The sequence below is a fragment of the Shewanella bicestrii genome, from assembly GCF_002216875.1.
GTDB lineage: Bacteria > Pseudomonadota > Gammaproteobacteria > Enterobacterales > Shewanellaceae > Shewanella > Shewanella seohaensis.
The window spans coordinates 94,386-112,765 of record NZ_CP022358.1; the positions used below are offsets into that span (position 1 = coordinate 94,386).

Annotated in this window: 17 protein-coding genes and 1 pseudogene; 13 read left to right on the forward strand and 5 right to left on the reverse strand. The window is 50.2% G+C overall.

The window, feature by feature from the left end; translation table 11 throughout:
• The first annotated feature begins 58 nt into the window (after positions 1-58).
• The 3 genes and pseudogenes from CF168_RS00450 to CF168_RS00460 all read left to right on the forward strand — a co-directional run bounded on the left by CF168_RS00450 (position 59) and on the right by CF168_RS00460 (position 3,726).
• Positions 59-2,541 (forward strand): annotated as a pseudogene (locus tag CF168_RS00450) (hypothetical protein).
• A 107-nt stretch (positions 2,542-2,648) separates the two neighbouring features.
• On the forward strand, positions 2,649-3,059 hold the full coding sequence (locus CF168_RS00455) for an acyl-CoA thioesterase (protein WP_089066627.1): 411 nt from the start codon (positions 2,649-2,651) through the stop codon (positions 3,057-3,059).
• A gap of 118 nt (positions 3,060-3,177) precedes the next feature.
• Positions 3,178-3,726 (forward strand): HPP family protein, encoded by a 549-nt coding sequence (locus CF168_RS00460; protein WP_089066628.1) that lies wholly within the window; start codon positions 3,178-3,180, stop codon positions 3,724-3,726.
• A gap of 20 nt (positions 3,727-3,746) precedes the next feature.
• Here CF168_RS00460 and CF168_RS00465 read toward each other — a convergent pair whose 3' ends face one another.
• Both CF168_RS00465 and CF168_RS00470 read right to left on the reverse strand, forming a co-directional pair.
• Positions 3,747-4,010, reverse strand: a complete 264-nt coding sequence (locus CF168_RS00465; protein WP_089066629.1) for a GNAT family N-acetyltransferase — start codon at positions 4,008-4,010, stop codon at positions 3,747-3,749.
• A gap of 59 nt (positions 4,011-4,069) precedes the next feature.
• A complete protein-coding gene (locus CF168_RS00470) occupies positions 4,070-4,498 on the reverse strand; it encodes an acyl-CoA thioesterase (RefSeq protein ID WP_041416664.1) in 429 nt (142 codons plus the stop codon).
• Positions 4,499-4,681: 183 nt separating this feature from the next.
• On the opposite strand from CF168_RS00470, the gene CF168_RS00475 reads away from it, so the two are divergent.
• Together CF168_RS00475 and CF168_RS00480 are read left to right on the forward strand one after the other, a co-directional pair.
• Positions 4,682-5,035: a MerR family transcriptional regulator gene (locus tag CF168_RS00475; protein ID WP_089066630.1), complete on the forward strand. Its 354-nt coding sequence runs from the start codon at positions 4,682-4,684 to the stop codon at positions 5,033-5,035.
• A 71-nt stretch (positions 5,036-5,106) separates the two neighbouring features.
• Positions 5,107-5,685: an NAD(P)H-dependent oxidoreductase gene (locus CF168_RS00480; RefSeq protein WP_089066631.1), complete on the forward strand. Its 579-nt coding sequence runs from the start codon at positions 5,107-5,109 to the stop codon at positions 5,683-5,685.
• A gap of 127 nt (positions 5,686-5,812) precedes the next feature.
• On the opposite strand, the gene mtnC is transcribed toward CF168_RS00480, so the two are convergent.
• On the reverse strand, positions 5,813-6,493 hold the full coding sequence (mtnC, locus tag CF168_RS00485) for an acireductone synthase (protein ID WP_089066632.1): 681 nt from the start codon (positions 6,491-6,493) through the stop codon (positions 5,813-5,815).
• Between the two features lie 362 nt (positions 6,494-6,855).
• Here mtnC and CF168_RS00490 point away from each other — a divergent pair, with 362 nt between their 5' ends.
• From CF168_RS00490 to CF168_RS00500, 3 genes are all read left to right on the forward strand, one after another.
• Positions 6,856-7,290 (forward strand): hypothetical protein, encoded by a 435-nt coding sequence (locus tag CF168_RS00490; RefSeq protein ID WP_089066633.1) that lies wholly within the window; start codon positions 6,856-6,858, stop codon positions 7,288-7,290.
• 92 nt (positions 7,291-7,382) lie between these two features.
• Positions 7,383-8,396, forward strand: a complete 1,014-nt coding sequence (locus CF168_RS00495) for a DUF3137 domain-containing protein (protein ID WP_089066634.1) — start codon at positions 7,383-7,385, stop codon at positions 8,394-8,396.
• Between the two features lie 128 nt (positions 8,397-8,524).
• Positions 8,525-9,256: a hypothetical protein gene (locus CF168_RS00500; protein WP_167373524.1), complete on the forward strand. Its 732-nt coding sequence runs from the start codon at positions 8,525-8,527 to the stop codon at positions 9,254-9,256.
• 90 nt (positions 9,257-9,346) lie between these two features.
• Here the strand turns inward: CF168_RS00500 and CF168_RS00505 are convergent, their stop codons facing one another.
• Positions 9,347-11,242: a DUF885 domain-containing protein gene (locus CF168_RS00505; protein WP_240520050.1), complete on the reverse strand. Its 1,896-nt coding sequence runs from the start codon at positions 11,240-11,242 to the stop codon at positions 9,347-9,349.
• Between the two features lie 285 nt (positions 11,243-11,527).
• On the opposite strand from CF168_RS00505, the gene CF168_RS00510 reads away from it, so the two are divergent.
• A complete protein-coding gene (locus CF168_RS00510) occupies positions 11,528-11,956 on the forward strand; it encodes a MarR family winged helix-turn-helix transcriptional regulator (protein WP_089066637.1) in 429 nt (142 codons plus the stop codon).
• A 34-nt stretch (positions 11,957-11,990) separates the two neighbouring features.
• Positions 11,991-12,743: a siderophore-interacting protein gene (locus CF168_RS00515; RefSeq protein ID WP_089066638.1), complete on the forward strand. Its 753-nt coding sequence runs from the start codon at positions 11,991-11,993 to the stop codon at positions 12,741-12,743.
• A gap of 66 nt (positions 12,744-12,809) precedes the next feature.
• Here CF168_RS00515 and hutI read toward each other — a convergent pair whose 3' ends face one another.
• A complete protein-coding gene (hutI, locus tag CF168_RS00520) occupies positions 12,810-14,036 on the reverse strand; it encodes an imidazolonepropionase (protein ID WP_011715377.1) in 1,227 nt (408 codons plus the stop codon).
• A gap of 197 nt (positions 14,037-14,233) precedes the next feature.
• Here hutI and hutC point away from each other — a divergent pair, with 197 nt between their 5' ends.
• The 3 genes from hutC to hutH all read left to right on the forward strand — a co-directional run bounded on the left by hutC (position 14,234) and on the right by hutH (position 18,326).
• Positions 14,234-14,941, forward strand: a complete 708-nt coding sequence (gene hutC, locus CF168_RS00525; RefSeq protein ID WP_011715378.1) for a histidine utilization repressor — start codon at positions 14,234-14,236, stop codon at positions 14,939-14,941.
• Between the two features lie 123 nt (positions 14,942-15,064).
• Positions 15,065-16,735 (forward strand): urocanate hydratase, encoded by a 1,671-nt coding sequence (gene hutU, locus CF168_RS00530; protein WP_089066639.1) that lies wholly within the window; start codon positions 15,065-15,067, stop codon positions 16,733-16,735.
• A gap of 49 nt (positions 16,736-16,784) precedes the next feature.
• Positions 16,785-18,326 carry a histidine ammonia-lyase gene (hutH, locus tag CF168_RS00535; RefSeq protein ID WP_089066640.1) on the forward strand — a complete coding sequence of 514 codons (1,542 nt, stop codon included), beginning with the start codon at positions 16,785-16,787 and terminating at the stop codon, positions 18,324-18,326.
• Positions 18,327-18,380 lie beyond the last annotated feature (54 nt).

The following is an 18,380-nucleotide window of genomic DNA, read 5'->3' on the forward strand; positions in this document are numbered from 1 at the left end:
ATTCGCCCCGCTTACTGGTGCGCACGAGGCGCAAGGTGTCGGTGTTAAGGATAGTTAAATGGAACTTTCGATTCGTCGTTTATGCGCCGCGGCTGGTGCGGTGTTGCTCTCTTCTTTTGCGGTTATTCCTGCTGCACTTGCGGCGGAATATGACAAAATGGTTCACGGTCCCGTGGATCTTCCCAATGGCTCAATTTTTATCAAAAAGATCAACAGGTATGGGGCGAAATGCTCTACGGCGATGCGCCGGGTGTGCGCATTGACGATTACGGCCGCGCCGAAATCGTGGCGGTGTTTTACTATGACTTCGACAAGGGCGGCACTAAAGAGGTGATCGTCATGCTCAAGGATGCCGATGGCCAGCATCTACGGGGTTATGGTTTTGAGGGCGAGGAGTTGACTAAACTGCCGCGCCTGCAAGCTGTGCTCGATGAAGTCGCACCCACCATTAGCACCTTTACCGTTGGCGGTGTTCGCAAAGTATTAAGCCAGTTACCACCGCAGCAGTACCGTATGACCTATGAGGCTGAGGGCGTCCAAGACCCTGACATCAAAGCGATTCTTGATGGTACCTCTAAACTCAAACCGACCTTAATTGGCTATCGCAATTCTGAAGGCACGGCGACGGATGTAAAAACCGCAGTGGAATACAAGCTGCGCTATCCCCTGACTCGCACTGATAAAGATGCCGAGGGGCGTGAACGAAAATACAGTCTGGTGGCAACCTTTGATCGCAGCGCCTACGTCGAAGAAGATAGCAGCTTTATGCTGGTGGCCATTGGTTACGAGGCCGATGACATCGATTGGCTTAAAAATGGCAGCGAAAAAATCCCGCGAACTGGGCCTTTTTACGAATATATGAGCATGGGCAGTACTTGGGCAGGCGTTGCCAGTGAAGCCCATTATGTGCAGGGTGAGCTTGATGGCCACTTTGCCGCCTACGATGCCCGCAATGGCAGTGTGATGTATGCCGGTGACTATAAGCTGGGTAAGCAAGTGGGTAAGTGGATTGAAGCCGACAGCCGTGAAACCTATTGGGAAGGCGAGTACCTCGACGGCCAAAAGCAGGGTAAATGGGTGTTGCAGTCCATTATGGATGATGCCGATAACTACGGCTTTATTCACTACAACAAGGGCGTGCCCGATGGCCCGAGTGAAATCTATACCCCAGATTACGATTCCAGCACCGAAGGCGCGAAAAAGTTGTCCGAAAAGGGCATTTATCTCAATGGCGTAAAAGATGGCGAGTGGCTTGAGTCCGATGGCAGCAAAGGCCAATACCAAAAGGGCGTAAAACAAGGCGCTTGGGTGGAAAAGGCCACTCAAGGGGATTATCGCTTTCAAACCGGTGAAGGCCGCTACCTCGATGGTAAACGTTCAGGTACTTGGGTCTATATTCGAACGCCCGATGAGAACGATGCTTTTACCACTAAGCAATCAGTAACTTACCTCTACAAGACTGAAGTCAACTATGAGAATGGCCTACGCCAAGGTGAAGCTAAGTTATTCAATAAAGATAATTTTATGTTCGCCCTAAAACATTACGATAAGGGCCGCCTCCACGGTGAAAGTCTATGGTATTCCGCGCCAAATATCGTCAGCAATGTTGCCAATTATCGTCAAGGGGAGTTGGATGGCGCACAAATGTGGCTCGAGCCTAACGGCGATCTGAATGAGTTGAGTCAGTATAAGTTTAATGACGCCGTAACACTTAAACCCTCGCAGGATGAATGCATGATGCGAAAAGAACCCTACGCAGGCGATTGTGAGGGGGTGTTAAATTCAAAAAATGCTGAAACCACTTCAATTAAGGATGGTGAGCAACGAGTGTATCGCGGCGGCCGCCTATCCGAATTAAGCTATTACACTAATGGGTCTGTCGATAAAGAATATCGATTCGATTCTAACGGTCGCTTAATGTCCTTGCAGACCTATAAAGCGGGTCAGGAATACGGCCCAAGCATCCGCTATTCCACCGACGGCGGCTATTCGCTCGTGCAATATGGTCATCTTATCAATAACCGCTTTTCTGGACCCCATTACACTTTCTACCCGAACGGCCAGTTAAAGAGTTTGTGGAACTATTGCCAGCAAGAAGGTGAAACCTGGAACGGTGAACCTTATTTCTGGGATAACGCCATTGCGCGCTGTGGTATCCAGCGGGAGTATTTTGATAATGGTGCCGTGAGTTGTATCGAGGATCTCGACAGCAATTATGCCGTGGATAAAGTCTGTTACGACCAGAATGGTAAGTTAGCCAGCGAAATGCTGCGTATCGACGAGCAGCATGTGGTGCATAAGCGCTATATCAACGGGGTCATCTATCAAGAGGAACCCGGATTCTCGGATTTTTCCCATGTGACTAAGGGGCGCAAAATCTATCACTTAGAAAACCCTAAAAGCCATGGTGTGTTTAAGTCCTACGACAGCAGTGGCAAGCTCAAATACGAAAAAATATTCGATATGGGTAAGGCTGGCTGTATGAAAAAGTACGATGCCAATGGCAAGCAAACCCCAGAGACCGCGAGCTGCCAGTTCTAGCATCGCGCTTCTTATTTCTGTTAGGCTTGGTGGGGATAAACGGGGCAAGCGCCTCGTTTATCCCATTCACAGCATAAAAGTATAAGAACAACAAAAGGGAAGTTTGCATGTCAGTCACCGAATACAGCCTTGAAATCCACCCAAGATTTACCGAAACCGATGGTCTAGGCCATATCAACAACACAGTGATCCCCGTGTGGTGCGAGGCGGCGCGCACGCCAATCTTCGAGATTTTTAATCCCGAGTTGGATTTGCATCAGTGGAACCTCATAGTGGCAGGCTTTACCGTGGCCTTTATCGCGCCGACTTATTACGGCAAGAGTGTGACGGTGAAAACCTATGTCAGCCGTATCGGCAATAGCAGCTTCGAGCTGACTCAAACCTGTTGGCAGGCTGGCAATAAAACCGCCGAAGTGAAAACCACCTTAGTGCACTACGACTACAGCTGCGAAAAAAGCCGCCCCATCCCCGAAGATATTCGTGAAATCCTAGCTAGCCTGAACGGCGAAGATGCATAAGTCAGATATTCGCTTTCACCGCACAATTGCAATTGCGCGGTGAAAACGTTAACGTGGCGGCCGCAAATGTGATGCGGATCACTTATCCGCGCCTTTATTCCTTCCGGCCGGATTTAGCATGAGATTTTACTTCACCCGAATGCGTTCTAAGGACATCTGTCCGCCACGACAACCCCTGAAAAAGATCGTTTGGTCATGGGTAGGGGCCTTTTGCGGCATTTACTTAGTCGCCAGTCTCGCCAGTTATATGGGCGATAATCTGCTCGGTACCATGTTTGTGATTGGTTCATTTGGGGCGTCGGCGGTATTAGTCTACGGCGCACCGCTGGCAGAGTTTTCTCAGCCACGTAACTTGATTGGCGGCAGTGTGTTATCAGCACTGATTGGTGTGGCTGTTTATCAAGTGTTTGCCGATTATATGGTGCTCGCGAGTGCGTTAGCCGTATCACTAGCCATCGCATTGATGTATTTAACTCGCACGCTGCACCCACCGGGCGGCGCAACGGCATTAATTGCCGTGATAGGCGGCGAGAACGTGCATCAACTCGGATTTCTCTATGCGTTGATGCCGGTCTTTCTCGGCTCACTACTGTTATTGCTGGTGGCGCTGGTCGTGAATAATCTCTCCACCGATCCCAAACGCCACTATCCAGTCTATTGGATTTAGCGTACCTGTTGCGAAGCCTGTTATTTCAAAAACTTCTGCACATACCAACAGCTGGCTGCTATCTCAAAATCTTGGGTTTTGGCCCACTTTAGGCCATGGCGAACTAAACGTTCGGCAAGGCCTTTGCCGCGCAGCTCGTCGGGCACAAAGGTTCGGTTAAAGTCGATGTGCTGGCCATTGAGTCGGTATTCCAGCACGGCTTCATGCCCGTCAACGGGGATCACAAAGCATTGTTTATCCTGTTGATGCTCAACAACGACTTCTATTGGCGCTTTTTCTGACATACAGCCTCCCTCTGATATGGCCTAAAGTGTTATGGCAATGTAGCCATAGACTCGGTAGCTTAAGCTTGCTCGTGTTGTTTAAGAATGGCGAGTAATTCCGTGGGAAGCTCGGCTTTTTGGCCTGTTTTAAAGTTAAACATCACAGCGACCGAAGTGCCTAAGGTCGTTATGGCCTGTTGCTGCTTACTAAAGGCCTGATAATGCATGGTAAATCTGTCGCTTTGAATATCGCTGATACTCACGCTGACCAATAGGGTATCAGGGAAGGTTACTGGACGTTTATAGCGGGCCTGATTTTCGCTAATCACTGGGCCGACACCGGATTTATACAGGGCATCGAGTGGAAAGAGGCGGTTGAAAAAGTCGATACGTGCGGTTTCAAAATAGCGGAAATAGACCACGTTGTTGACGTGTTGCAGCGCATCCATTTCGCCCCAAGCCACGGGGATTTCGGTCACTATAGGGTGCTGTGCGAGAAACTTTTCCATTGGACTTAGTGTTGGACTTTCCATTGCATTACTCATAGTCAAAAGCTCTAGTTAAAACGCTCGTTTAAGGCAGCCAGACTAGCAGTATAAAGTGCGAGCGACAAGCCTAAAGCGCGGTGATATGCTGGCTAAGGCTTGGAGGTTTATGATGATTTTTTCAATTATTTTAATGGATTAAATACTATGTATATTGGTGCTGTGGCGAAGCAAACGGGCCTGTCGATCAAGGCGATTCGCCTCTACGAGGAGTGGGGACTGATCAGTGCGCCGATCCGTAAGGGGCGTTATCGCACTTATAGCGCAACCGATATAAAGCAGTTATTGCTGATCAAAGAGGCCAAAACCTTAGGTATTAAACTCTCGCAACTTAAAGACTTGTTTACCGAGGGTGAGCAGGCGGCGCAGCTTGAGTCTGTGCAGCAGTTTTTATTGAATATCAAAGCCGATTACCAGCGGCAGATCAGCGAATTAGAAGATAAATTAGTCAGGCTCGATGCATGTATTGATGGTTTGGATACCTGCGAATCCCGCGCCTAATTCCTGGCTTGACTCTACCCCTAGGGGCAGAGCTTAAGCTGTTGTCATATTGAATACTCAAGGTTTTTACTATGACAAAAAAGATTCTGGTGATTTCTGGTCATCCCAAACCCGATAGCCTGTGTGAACATTTAGCCGACACTTACGCCAAGGCCGCTGGCGAGTCGCATTCGGTGCGTCTGTTAAAGCTCAGCGAGTTGGAATTTGAGCCTAATCTGGCGCAGGGATACCATCAAGAACAGCCATTAGAGGCAGATTTGCAACGCTTTCAGCAGGCCATTCTCTGGGCCGAACATGTCGTGATTGTTGTGCCCATTTGGTGGGGCAGCGTACCCGCCAAGTTTAAAGGATTAATTGATCGAACATTTTTACCCGGTTTTGCTTTTCAGTATCAGCAGGGGAAAACCTTTCCCAATCGGCTGCTCGAGGGGAGAACCTCACGCATTATCATGACCATGGATACGCCGCCTTGGTATTACAAGTGGTTCCAGGGCGCGCCCGCCCTAAAGCAATTAGATATCGCGACCTTAGCCTTTAGTGGTTTTAAGCGCGCCAAGAGTCAAATGTTGGGGCCAGTGATCAATGCCAAGGCGCAGCAAGTGCAAAACTGGCAAGCGCAAGTTGAACGGCATGGCAGGTTGGGGCGTTAATCCCTATGAATTAGGCGATGTGCCGGTTTGCGATGGGGTGAATCACCCGGCGGACAGGTAAATGTGATTTGCTCGATAAACAAACAAAAAGCGACCCTTGGGTCGCTTTTTGTGTGCTGTGCCGATGTTAGTCGATCACTAGCTCATCGAAGCTGTTGATAGTGCGAAAATCGCCGGTGCGTTGTTTGCTGTCGCGCACCATTTGGCAGGTCATCATGCCTGCAGCTTCGGCGGCTTTAAGCTCTTCAACCACGTCGGACACAAACAGCACTTGCTTAGGACTTAGGCTGATGGTGTTGAGTATGTTGGCGTAGGCTTGTTTATCTAATTTGTTACCGGTACGGGTATCAAAATGGCCGCTAAACATCTCGGTTAAATCTCCACCATCACTGTGGCTGAACAGCAGTTTTTGGGCTTCAACCGAACCCGAAGAGAAGCTGTAAATACGCAGTTTTTGCGCGCTAAAACGGCTAACCGCTTCGATAAAGTCGGGGAAGATATGGCCTGTAAATTCGCCATGGGCGTAACCTTGCTTCCAAATCAAACCCTGAAGGGTCTTGAGTGGGGTCACTTTACGGTCTTCATGCACCCATTGCTGCAAAATTTCAGTCACACGGGCTAAATCGGCATCGGGTTCGAGGGCGATATCTCGGGTGTCGCAGATACAGTTTTCCACCAAAACATTGTGTTGGTTCTGCGCTAAAAAGTCTGGTAAGGCTTTGACAGAATAGGGGAATAGTACATCTTGGATAAAGGTTAGGTCTGTCGTGGTGCCTGCTGTGTCTACGACTATGGCTCTGATACCCATAATGTTTTGATACTCCACAATATGTTGGCTAAAAAATGCAACCCCGATCCTAAGCGTTATTGGGGTAATTGGCTAGTGGATTTCGCCCTTAGACCGTGGGAGATTGTGCACCATATCACTCAGCTATTCGACTGAAACTTAATTAAATGAGGAATTTTAGAGGCTTATCTAGTGGATATGGATGAAATACTGGATTTAGTGGGGAGAATTATGCTGTTTATGATCCCACAACGTGTTGCTGGCATAAGACTATGGTCTTAATAGCTAAGGGAAATTTGGGCTGTTATTGTAGCTTTACTATCTTTCGACTGAATTTGTTCTCCTTTAGGGTTTAGGAATGAGGTCGAGCGAGTTCTGCACTGATGAGACTGTTTATGAAATATTTACCCGCATTTGGCTTAGGTATTCTGTTGGCGGTATTGAGCTTTGTGAGTTTTGCACTGGTTGCAACGGCGGGCTATATGTACGCCTTGCTCGGAAGCATCGATAACCTTAGCCACACTAGCGCGGTTTATTTGGGGTTAGGTGCCCATGATGCGGGCTTATTATTGCTGCTCTCTGGGCTGATGTTATTTAGCTATCAGCGGCTGTTTCCTCGATTGCCATTCGATTGGTACGCAGCGGTGGCGATGCAATTACCCTTAGGTTCCTTAGTGCTGTGGGCAGATGGGGTTTCCTTTAATCTTACGGATTTTTACGGCGTAGCCAGAGCCTTAACCCTCTTTAGTGCCACCTTTGGAGTGCTGATTATTTTTGGCTTATTGCAGCGCCGTGGTCGTAGGCTGGCTCGGGCTTAATCGGTCATTTGTTGGCCTTAAACTGGCCTTGCTGGAATAAAATCCGTAAAATCATTGCCCTAAATGGATTTGAGTCGTAAGAGTAGGAGCCAATGAGTTCGATTGAATGTGATATTCCCGAAGATCACCGTATCCCCTTTCAGAAGTATTACAAACAAAAAATCGCCCCTAGATGCGCACCGTTTGAAGCAAAACGTGAAGGCGTGAACCAGAGGCGGCGTGAAAATGCCAAGTTCACCACCCCAATCTACTACCTATGCATCACTATTATTTTGGGTGCCTTCGCCGGGCTGCTCGGGGTCCAGTTTATGCTGGTGCCTATGGATTATTTTGTGCCTTTGATGATTGGCGCGTTTTTGCCGATTCCCGTGATAGCCCTAGTGGCCATTGCCTCGGGAAAGGAAAGCAATGAACTTTATAATGCCGCCTTTGAAAAACTCTACCCTATTAGTCTCAAGTACTTCGGCAATGATTATGCGTTAACGAGGGAGCCTAAGGTGGATTTCTCAACCTTTCTGGAGTTGGGGCTGCTGCCTAAAACCGATAAACAGTATGCGCCAAATTGCCTTAAGGGAACCTATAACAAGGTGCCGTTCCAGTTTTACGAGGTCGATGCTTACAACACTAAATCGAACAACAATGGCTCGGTTGAGCGAGAGACCATCTTCAATGGTGTACTGCTGGTGTGCAATATTCCTAAGCGATTCAACGGTACCACGCTGTTAGTCACGGATAAGGGCAGTTTAAAAAATCGAATTGAGGGGTTTAAGACAAAGCTGTCGCGGGTCAAGCTTGAGGATGTGCGTTTCGAGCGTTGTTTTGAGGTGTATAGCAGCGACCAAGTCGAGGCGCGCTACTTACTCAATCCCTTGATGATGGAGAATCTCTTGGCCTTAGGTCGCGAGCTAAATGCCGAGGTGGAAGTCTGTTTCTATCAAAAACAATTGTTGATTAAGATCCCGACAAAACACCATTTCTTTATCAATCAACTCGATTTAGATCGCCCCATCGATTTTAAGCTCAATATCGAGCGGATGTTTACCGAGTTAGGTTATACCTTCTCGATCATCGATACCTTAAGACTCGATAAACATACCGGGTTATAGCGACAGTCGCCTCAATTGCAGCCACAGAATGTAGCTGCTCTATGCGACAGCTTAAAACATGACTTTTGGCACTTATGGGTGACTCCCCGTGCTCGTTAATATCAAGCTTCAAACTTTGATGGAGCAAGATGATGAACACGATTTTCACCCTGTCGCAATTTGTGCATATTACCGCGGGCGCACTGGCATTAGTGTTATTTTGGATGCCTGCCATGCTGAAAAAGGGCAGCGCGAACCATAGTCGTTTTGGCCGTTATTATGTTTATGCCATGTACACAGTGGCGGCGACGGGCGTGGCGATGGCAACGACGGGCCTGATTGATCCGCTCGCGGTGATTAAACAGCCTGCGGCCAACGCTGACGCCTTAGCGGCGCAGATTGCAGATCGTAAAAATGCTTGGATATTTCTCATCTATATCAGCTTGTTAACTCTAGTGACCGTTAGGCATGGCGTGTTGGTCCTGCGTTATAAGGCGCAGCGTCAGCAATTAAAATCGCCTATGCATCTGTCGTTAATGCTGAGCTTAACGCTACTTGGCCCTGTGATGGCGATATGGGGATACCAAGAAAAGCTGATCCTCGCGATGATTTTCGGCCTGTTAGGCACTACGGTTGGGGCGGGATTCTTGCGTTATAGCGTTAAGGCGACCCTGACCAAATTAGAATGGTGGATTGAGCATTTAGGCGCCATGATTGGCTCGGGTATCGCCTGTTACACCGCCTTTTTCGCCTTTGGTGGCAGCCGTTTGTTTATCGACCATGGCAATTTGCGTCTGCTGTCGTGGACACTGCCAGGTGTTATCGGTTTTGTGGTGATCCGCTATTTAAGCGGCAAGTATCAACGTCGTTTTGCGGATTAACCTGAAACGTAAAAGCATAGGGAGCCGTAAAAAGACAGGGGCCGCCTAAGCTACCCCTATATTGAGATGATGTGAGCGGTTTTACCCGAGTTACACCTTGGTCTCGGCGGCGGCATTGGCCGCCTTAGCGGATTCGAGCCACTGATCCATCTTTTGCTCCAATAAATCTAAGGGCAAGGCGCCATTTTCGAGTAGCCTGTCGTGGAAGACTTTAATATCAAACTTATCGCCCAAGGCTTTTTTGGCCTTAGTGCGCAATTCGATAATTTTTAGCTCGCCCAGCTTGTAACCTAAGGCTTGCCCCGGCCAAACCACATAGCGCTCGATTTCGCCCGTGGCTTCAGAGAGGTGTATTCCCTCAGTCGCCACTGCATAATCAATGGCTTGCTCACGGCTCCAATCCTTAGCATGCATACCCGTGTCGACCACTAAGCGCACCGCACGGTGTAACTCAGACTGCAAGCGGCCAAGGTCGTTAATCGGATTATCCTGATACATGCCCATCTCGGCGGCTAAGCGCTCAGCATACAGTGCCCAACCTTCTCCCGCGGCATTAGAGTAAAAAATGGTACTCAGCAGCGGCAAGGTATCCGACAGACCGATGAGCGTCTGTAGATGATGGCCGGGATTGGTCTCGTGGTAGGTTAAGGTTTGCAGCGAATAGGAGGGCAGCGCCGCCATATCGTACAGGCTTATCCAGAAGGTGCCCTTACGCGAACCATCTTGAGAAGGCGCATCGTAAAATGCACCGCTGGTTGCGGCGGCGCGACTGTCTGGCACGGCTTCAACCGCAACCTCTTGATTCGGTAACAGCCCAAACCACAACGGTAATTTGGCGTTCACTTTCGTCAGATAGCCGTGAATGTCCGTCATTAATTGCTGTTTACCCTCGGGGGTGTTGGGGTAGATGTATTTAGGATCCTTAAGCAATCGCTGCATGCGCTCGCCCACTGTGCCTTTGCGGTAACCCACTTGCTTGAGTAACACATCCATCTCGGCCGTAATGCGGGCAACTTCGTCTAATCCTAGTTGGTGGATCTCATCTGGGGTCATCTCCGAATTGGCGAGGTGCTTAATCATCGCCTTGTAGAGTTTAGCGCCTTGAGGTTGGTGTCCGAGTCCCGTTACATGGGTGGCCTTGAGGCGCACGGCTTGCAGTGCGGAAATCAACTGGCGCGTCGCAGGGTAATATTTTGTCTCCACCAGTTCGGCGGCAGAGTTCACCAACGCTTCACTTTCTGGTACTTGGGCGGCGGTTAATTTGGCTTTAAAACTGCTGACCAAGGGATGTTCATTAGCATGGTGCACTAATTGTTGCTGCAACACGGCTATGGTCTTATCGATAATAAAATCGGGTGGGATCACGCCCATTTGCACATCTTGATCCAGCTTATCGATAACTGTGCCCATGGCGGCAGGATACATGGTTAAGCGGTTGAGATAGGCCTTAGCTTGCTCTGGGGTGGTGACCGCAAACTTATCTTCCATATACCCCGGAAATTCAACATGCAATCCAGATAAGTGGTTGACGACATAAGGTAAAAACCAAACGCCGTATTCACCGAGCATAGTGCCATAGGCCACGGTTTCGGCTGGCAGCAGGGCGCCAGCGATTTCAGATTTTATCGAGCCTAAACTCACTTGCTCAGAGGCGCTAAGCTGGCTGGCATCGATAGTATTGAGTTCGGTCAATATGGCCTTAAGCGCTTTACGGCGATGATTTTCCCCCGATGGGCTGTAATCGGTCAGCTTAGAGAGTACATCCTTGCCCGCTTCATCCTCGGCCACGCCATAATAGGTGGCGATTTCGGGTCTAAGGGCAAAATAACGCTGGGTGATTGGCGCAAGTTGTTGCTTAAGGCTCAATACTTGGACGGCCTTTTCGGCCTTGGCCTGCTCGGCGGTTTGATTGGTCTGTGTTGGGTTTGGATCGCTACAGCCCGTTGCTAACATGGCCAGCATTAAAGCATTTATTATTCTTTTCATCGGGTTACTCATACAAAGACATTGAAGCGAATCCGTTATCGAACAGACCCCTCAAGCGTTAAACCGTGTTTAGTGTGATCAAGCTCAAATTTGAACGGTTATCCTAGCAGTTTATTGCATCTAAACCGCAAGAATTTTGTTACTCGTTTTGAGTGGGTGTACTTGATTGACCCACGGTCGCTGGCTTTTTCTCGGCTGAAGCAGTAATTCACCAATCATCACTTAATTGACATAGTCAACCAATCTCGATATTGTTGACAATGTCAACTATGTCGAGATGCCATTATGCCTGCTATTTCCCTCGGTGAAACCTTGCACAGATTAGTGCATGCCTACAAAAAACAACTGCGTGCGGATATTGCCGCGCAGCAGATTGAATTGCCTGTCACCCATATTCGGGCGCTTAAGGGGATTTGCCGTCATCCCGAGGCCACGGCGCAATCTATTGCCCTACGCATGCAACGGGATAAAGCCCAAATTACGCGTGTGCTCAATGAGCTACAGCAGGCTGGTTATATCCTAAAAGTCGATAATCCTAAGGATGGCCGTAGCCTGTTATTGAGACCGACGGCGCAGGGCGAGCAGTTGATGACGCAAATTATTGCCGCCGAAAAAGCCACAGTTGGCCATATGACCCAAGCGCTCAGTCAGGATGAAATTGCGGTGTTTATCCGTATTGCCAACCAGATCAGCGATAGCGTGGCGGAAAGCTAACGATTGAATGCCATTTATTTTTTGGAGTTTTAGTATGAACAGACCCGCCCCGCGCGAATTGACCGTGATAGGTAAAACCCAAGTCACGCCACATATGCTACGTATCACCTTAGGCGGCGATGGCTTCGCAGGTTTTCCCGCCGATCAAGAAAGCGCCTATATCAAATTACTGTTTCCGCAGCCGGGGGATGAGCGGCCATTAATGCGCACTTATACCATTCGTCAGCAGCGGATGAATGAAATCGATGTGGACTTTGTGCTGCACGATACCGATGGCCCCGCATCCCGTTGGGCAAAGTCGACCGAGATTGGGGATACCATCCAAATCGGTGGCCCCGGACTGAAAAAACTGATCAACTTAGATGCCGAATGGTTTTTATTGGCAGGGGATATGACGGCCTTGCCCGCCATCAGCGTGAACTTGGCGCAATTGCCAAGCAATGCAGTGGGTTACGCAGTGATTGAGGTGCTAAGTGAAGCCGATATTCAGCCCTTAGTGCATCCTCGCAATGTGCAACTGCATTGGGTGATTAATCCAGAGGCCGACCCAGAAGGTAAGCCCTTGGTCGAACGCATTGCTCAGTTGCCAAAACTCGAGGGACAAGGCGCCGTGTGGCTCGCCTGCGAATTTAGCAGTATGCGCGCCCTAAGAAAGCTGCTTAAGCAGACATACGACTTACCGAAAAGCCATTTTTATACATCAAGTTACTGGAAAATCGGCTGTAATGAAGGCGAGCATAAGCTGGTAAAACAACAAGATGAGCAGTTAGAAAATGGCGCTCAATAACCGCAGATATGATTGCTAAACAAGGCCGGCAGTATCCATGGCGACCTTGTTTAGCTGAACCGCTGATTATTGATGCACTAACTTACCGTTTTTCACCACATCCTTGCAGGGATTCACGCCGTAGCTATAGGCGAGTTGCGCTGGGGTGGCGATATCCCACAGACAGAAATCCGCCTGTTTACCAACCACTAAGCTGCCGACACTCTCTTCAATCCCAAGAGCCTTAGCGGCATTCAATGTTAAACCCGCAAGCGCTTCCTCTGGTGTTAAGCGGAATAGGGTGCAACCCATGTTCAGCATCAGCAGAGTCGAGCAGATGGGCGATGAGCCGGGATTAAAGTCGCTGGCGAGCACCATAGGCACACCGTATTGACGCAATAAGTCGATAGGCGGTTTTTGGGTTTCCCGCAAAAAGTAAAACGCGCCCGGTAACAGCACGGCGCAGGTGCCACTTTCACTTAGGGCCTTAACGCCAGCCTCATCTAAATATTCAATATGATCAACCGACTTAGCGCCTAAGCGTGCGGCTAATTCAGAGCCGCCCATATTGGATAATTGCTCGGCGTGCAGTTTGACTTGCAGGCCAGCCGCTTTGGCGGCGCTCAGCACGCGCTCGGTTTGCTCTAGGTTAAAGGCGATGTTTTCACAGAATACATCCACCGCATCGGCGAGGTTTTCGGCAATCACCGCAGGCAGCATCTTATTGATTATTAAGTCGACATAGCCGTCGCTATTGTCTTTAAACTCGGGCGGCACCGCATGGGCACCGAGGAAGGTGGTCTTCACATCCACATGGTGATGTTGGCCGAGTTCGCGGGCAACACGCAGGATTTTGAGTTCGGTTTCGGTATCTAAACCGTAGCCAGATTTAATCTCAACCGTAGTGACGCCTTCCTTTGCCAAGGCATTTAAACGCTGGCGTCCGAGATCAAATAACTCGGCTTCGTCGGCTTCACGGCAGGCGTTAACCGTGGAAATAATGCCGCCGCCAGCACGGGCGATTTCCTCGTAGGTAGCGCCCTTTAGGCGTAGCTCGAATTCGTTGGCACGATTACCGGCAAACACTAAATGGGTGTGGGCATCAATCAGCCCCGGAGTGATCCAACCGCCCTTGCCCCTGTAAACAGGAATGGACAACACATCGAAGGCGGGCAGCTCGCTGCGCGGGCCTAACCAGGCAATTTTACCGTCTTTTACTGCGATAGCTGCATTGGTAATTGCGCCGTAAGGTGCTGATATGGAAGGGTCCATTGTTGCTACGTTAACGTCTATCCAAACCTGATCCCAAGACATTGTTATCCCTCGCTGCGTTGGCTTTTTGGCCCCGCAAACTCTTTATTATCGAAAGTTATGTGAGCTAGCTTGTATTTACTTGTATATACAAGCTAGGATTGTAGCCGCAATTTTGAACGTTTGAAAGTGGCTCAGTGTTTTGGTGTGTGAGTACTTACCATGCCAAACCTAGGTAGATTTGATCTTGAGGAAGTGTTTTGGCTACGCCTAAGTTTGCAGAAATTAAGCAATATATCATTGGCTGTATCGAGTCTGGTGAGTGGGAAGAAAATGCCCGTGTCCCCTCGGAAAATCAGCTGGCCGAACTGTTTGTCTGTAGCCGTATGACGGCGCGTCGCGCCTTGACTGAGCTGACAGATAACGGCGTGCTTGAGCGTTCGCAGGGGCTGGGCACCTTTGTGGCCGGGCGAAAGTCGCAATCCTCCATGTTGGCGATCCGCAACATTGCCGACGAAATCAAAGACCGTGGTCATGGTTACAGTGTGCAGCAGTTAGCACTTAGACAAGTGAATGCCACCGCGCCTATCGCCATCGCACTGGCGCTGGAGCTCGGAAGTCCGGTGTTTCATTCGGTGTTAGTGCATTGCGAGCAGGGCGTGCCGCTGCAAGTCGAGGAGCGTTATGTGAATCCTGCCTTTGCGCCTGATTACTTAGAGCAGGACTTTAGCGAGCAGACACCCCATGAGTACCTGTCGCAGGTGGCTCCGCTGACCGAGGCGCACCACACCATCGAAGCCATTATTGCCAGTAGCGAATTGCAGCAGAGGTTAGCCATTCCGGCGACTGAGCCCTGTTTACAGATTTCACGCCGCACTTGGTCGCGCCAAGGGGTGGTGAGTTTTGCCAAATTGGTACACCCAGGTAGCCGCTTTAAGCTCGGCGGACACCTGACATTCAATAAATAACGTACGCAAACAGCGGTGAAGGCTTATGGCATTCATCCAATGTTTAGCGACAAAAACACAATAAAAACAATAGCACTTAGCCGAATGGCGAGTGAGTTCAACAGGTTGAAAGAGGACATCTCAATGGACAAGCGACACGACCCAAGCCGCCGCATTATTGCGCCCCATGGTAGCCAATTAAGCTGCAAAAGCTGGTTAACCGAAGCGCCAATGCGCATGTTAATGAACAACTTACATCCAGATGTGGCCGAGCGCCCAGAGGATTTAGTGGTTTACGGTGGTATCGGCCGCGCGGCACGCGACTGGGACTGCTACGACAAGATTATCGAAGTGCTAAAACGCCTCGAAGACGACGAAACCTTAATGGTGCAATCGGGTAAACCTGTGGGCGTATTCCGCACCCATGCAGATGCCCCGCGCGTGCTGATTGCTAATTCTAACCTAGTGCCACATTGGGCAAACTGGGAACACTTCAACGAGTTAGATAAGCAAGGTCTGGCGATGTATGGCCAGATGACCGCGGGTTCGTGGATTTATATCGGCACTCAGGGCATTGTCCAAGGTACCTACGAAACCTTCGTTGCCGTGGCAAAACAACACTTTGGCGGCGTGGCTGCCGGTAAGTGGATCCTCACCGGTGGTTTAGGTGGTATGGGCGGCGCGCAAACGCTGGCCGGTACTATGGCTGGCTTCTCTGTGCTTGCCTGTGAAGTGGATGAAACCCGTATCGATTTTCGTCTGCGTACCCGTTATGTGGATAAAAAGGCCACTTCATTAGACGAAGCCTTGGCGATGATCAACGACGCCAATGCCTCCGGCAAACCCGTTTCTGTCGGCCTGTTAGCGAACGCCGCCGATGTATTTGCCGAATTAGTAAAGCGTGGCATTACTCCTGACGTTGTCACCGACCAAACCTCTGCCCACGATCCGCTAAACGGCTATTTGCCACAGGGCTGGACCATGGCGCAAGCGGCTGACATGCGTAAAACCGATGAAGCCGCCGTCGTTAAAGCGGCTAAAGCCTCGATGGCGGTACAGGTACAAGCCATGCTGGATCTGCAAGCGGCAGGCGCTGCGACCTTAGACTATGGTAACAACATTCGCCAAATGGCCTTCGAAACTGGCGTTAAAAACGCGTTCGATTTCCCAGGTTTTGTGCCTGCTTATATTCGTCCACTCTTCTGCGAAGGTATCGGCCCGTTCCGTTGGGTGGCCCTATCTGGCGAACCTGAGGATATCTACAAGACCGACGCCAAAGTGAAGGAGCTGATCCCCGACAATCCACACCTGCACAACTGGTTAGATATGGCCCGTGAGCGTATCGCCTTCCAAGGTCTACCAGCGCGTATCTGCTGGGTGGGCTTAAAGGACCGTGCGCGTTTAGCCCAAGCCTTTAACGAGATGGTGAAAAACGGCGAGCTGTCGGCGCCCATCGTCATTGGTCGTGACCACTTAGACTCAGGTTCAGTCGCCAGCCCTAACCGTGAAACCGAGTCTATGATGGACGGTTCAGACGCAGTATCTGACTGGCCATTACTGAACGCATTGCTAAACACTGCCAGCGGCGCGACTTGGGTGTCGCTGCACCACGGTGGCGGTGTGGGCATGGGCTTTAGTCAACACTCGGGTGTAGTGATCGTGTGTGACGGTACTGAGGCCGCCGCTAAACGTGTTGGCCGCGTGCTGTGGAACGACCCTGCGACAGGCGTGATGCGCCATGCGGATGCGGGTTACGAGATCGCGAAAAACTGTGCAAAAGAGCAGGGCTTAGATCTGCCCATGCTTAAAGACTAACAATTCAACACAAACCGTGAAAAACAACGACAAGAATACGGATGTAAAAATGAAATCAGTCAATCATTTAGTATTAACGCCCGGCAGTTTAAGTCTGGCGCAATTGCGTGAAATCAGCCGCCATAAGCTGACACTTGAACTGGCGCCAGAGGCGATTACCGATATCAACACCAGCGCGCAAATCGTGCAAAAGGTGTTGGATGAAGGTCGCACCGTTTATGGCATCAACACAGGTTTTGGACTGCTGGCGAACACTAAGATTGCCCCGGAAGATCTGCAATTGCTGCAACGCTCTATCGTGTTATCCCACGCTGCGGGCACGGGCCAATACATGCAGGACGCCACAGTGCGCCTGATGATGGTGTTAAAAATCAACTCCTTAAGCCGTGGCTTCTCGGGAATCCGATTAGAAGTCATCAACTTCCTTATCAGCCTAGTGAACGCCGAGGTTTATCCTTGCGTGCCTGAAAAAGGTTCTGTGGGTGCCTCTGGCGACTTAGCGCCGTTAGCCCATATGTGTTTGCCGCTGTTGGGTGAGGGCGAGATGAGCTATCAAGGTCAGATTATTTCGGCCGCCGAAGGCTTAGAAATCGCCGGCCTAAAGCCAATCGATTTAGCCGCGAAGGAAGGCTTAGCCCTGCTCAATGGTACTCAGGCTTCTACTGCACTGGCGCTGGAAGGCTTGTTCCACGCTGAAGACTTGTTTGCTGCAAGCTCAGTGATTGGCGCCATGAGCGTCGAGGCAGCCATGGGTAGCCGCAGTCCGTTTGATCCACGCATTCATGCAGCCCGTGGTCAGAAAGGACAAATCGATGCGGCCATGGTGTTCCGTCATCTGCTGGGCGAAGAGTCTGAAATCAGCTTAAGCCACATCAACTGCGAGAAGGTGCAAGACCCTTACTCACTGCGCTGCCAACCACAGGTATTAGGTGCTTGCTTGACCCAAATCCGCCAAGCGGCCGAGGTGTTAGGCACAGAAGCCAACGGTGTGACCGATAACCCGTTGGTATTCCAAGATACTGGCGATATTATCTCCGGCGGTAACTTCCACGCCGAGCCCGTTGCTATGGCAGCCGATAACTTGGCGATTGCGATTGCCGAATTAGGCGCGATTGCAGAGCGTCGTATCGCGCTGCTAATCGACTCTAGCCTGTCTAAACTGCCACCTTTCCTGGTTAAAAACGGCGGGGTGAACTCGGGCTTTATGATCGCCCAAGTGACGGCGGCGGCATTGGCCTCTGAAAACAAAACCTACGCCCATCCAGCATCGGTCGACAGTTTACCAACCTCGGCCAACCAAGAAGACCATGTGTCTATGGCGACTTTTGCGGCGCGCCGTTTACGGGATATGAGCGAAAACACCCGTGGCGTATTAGCGGTTGAGTTATTGGCGGCCGCCCAAGGCTTGGACTTCCGCGCGCCATTAATGCCAAGCAAAGCAGTGGCGCAGGCGAAGGCCGAGCTACGCGAAGTGGTTGCCTACTATGATAAAGACAGATACTTTGCGCCGGATATCGATGCGGCAACGGATCTGCTTTATACCGCCAGCTTCAATGCTTACTTGCCCCAAGGCGTATTGCCGAGTCTGTAATGCACAGTCTTTGGTACCGATAACCCATCAGCGGGTGAAAAGTGCTGAAGCAAG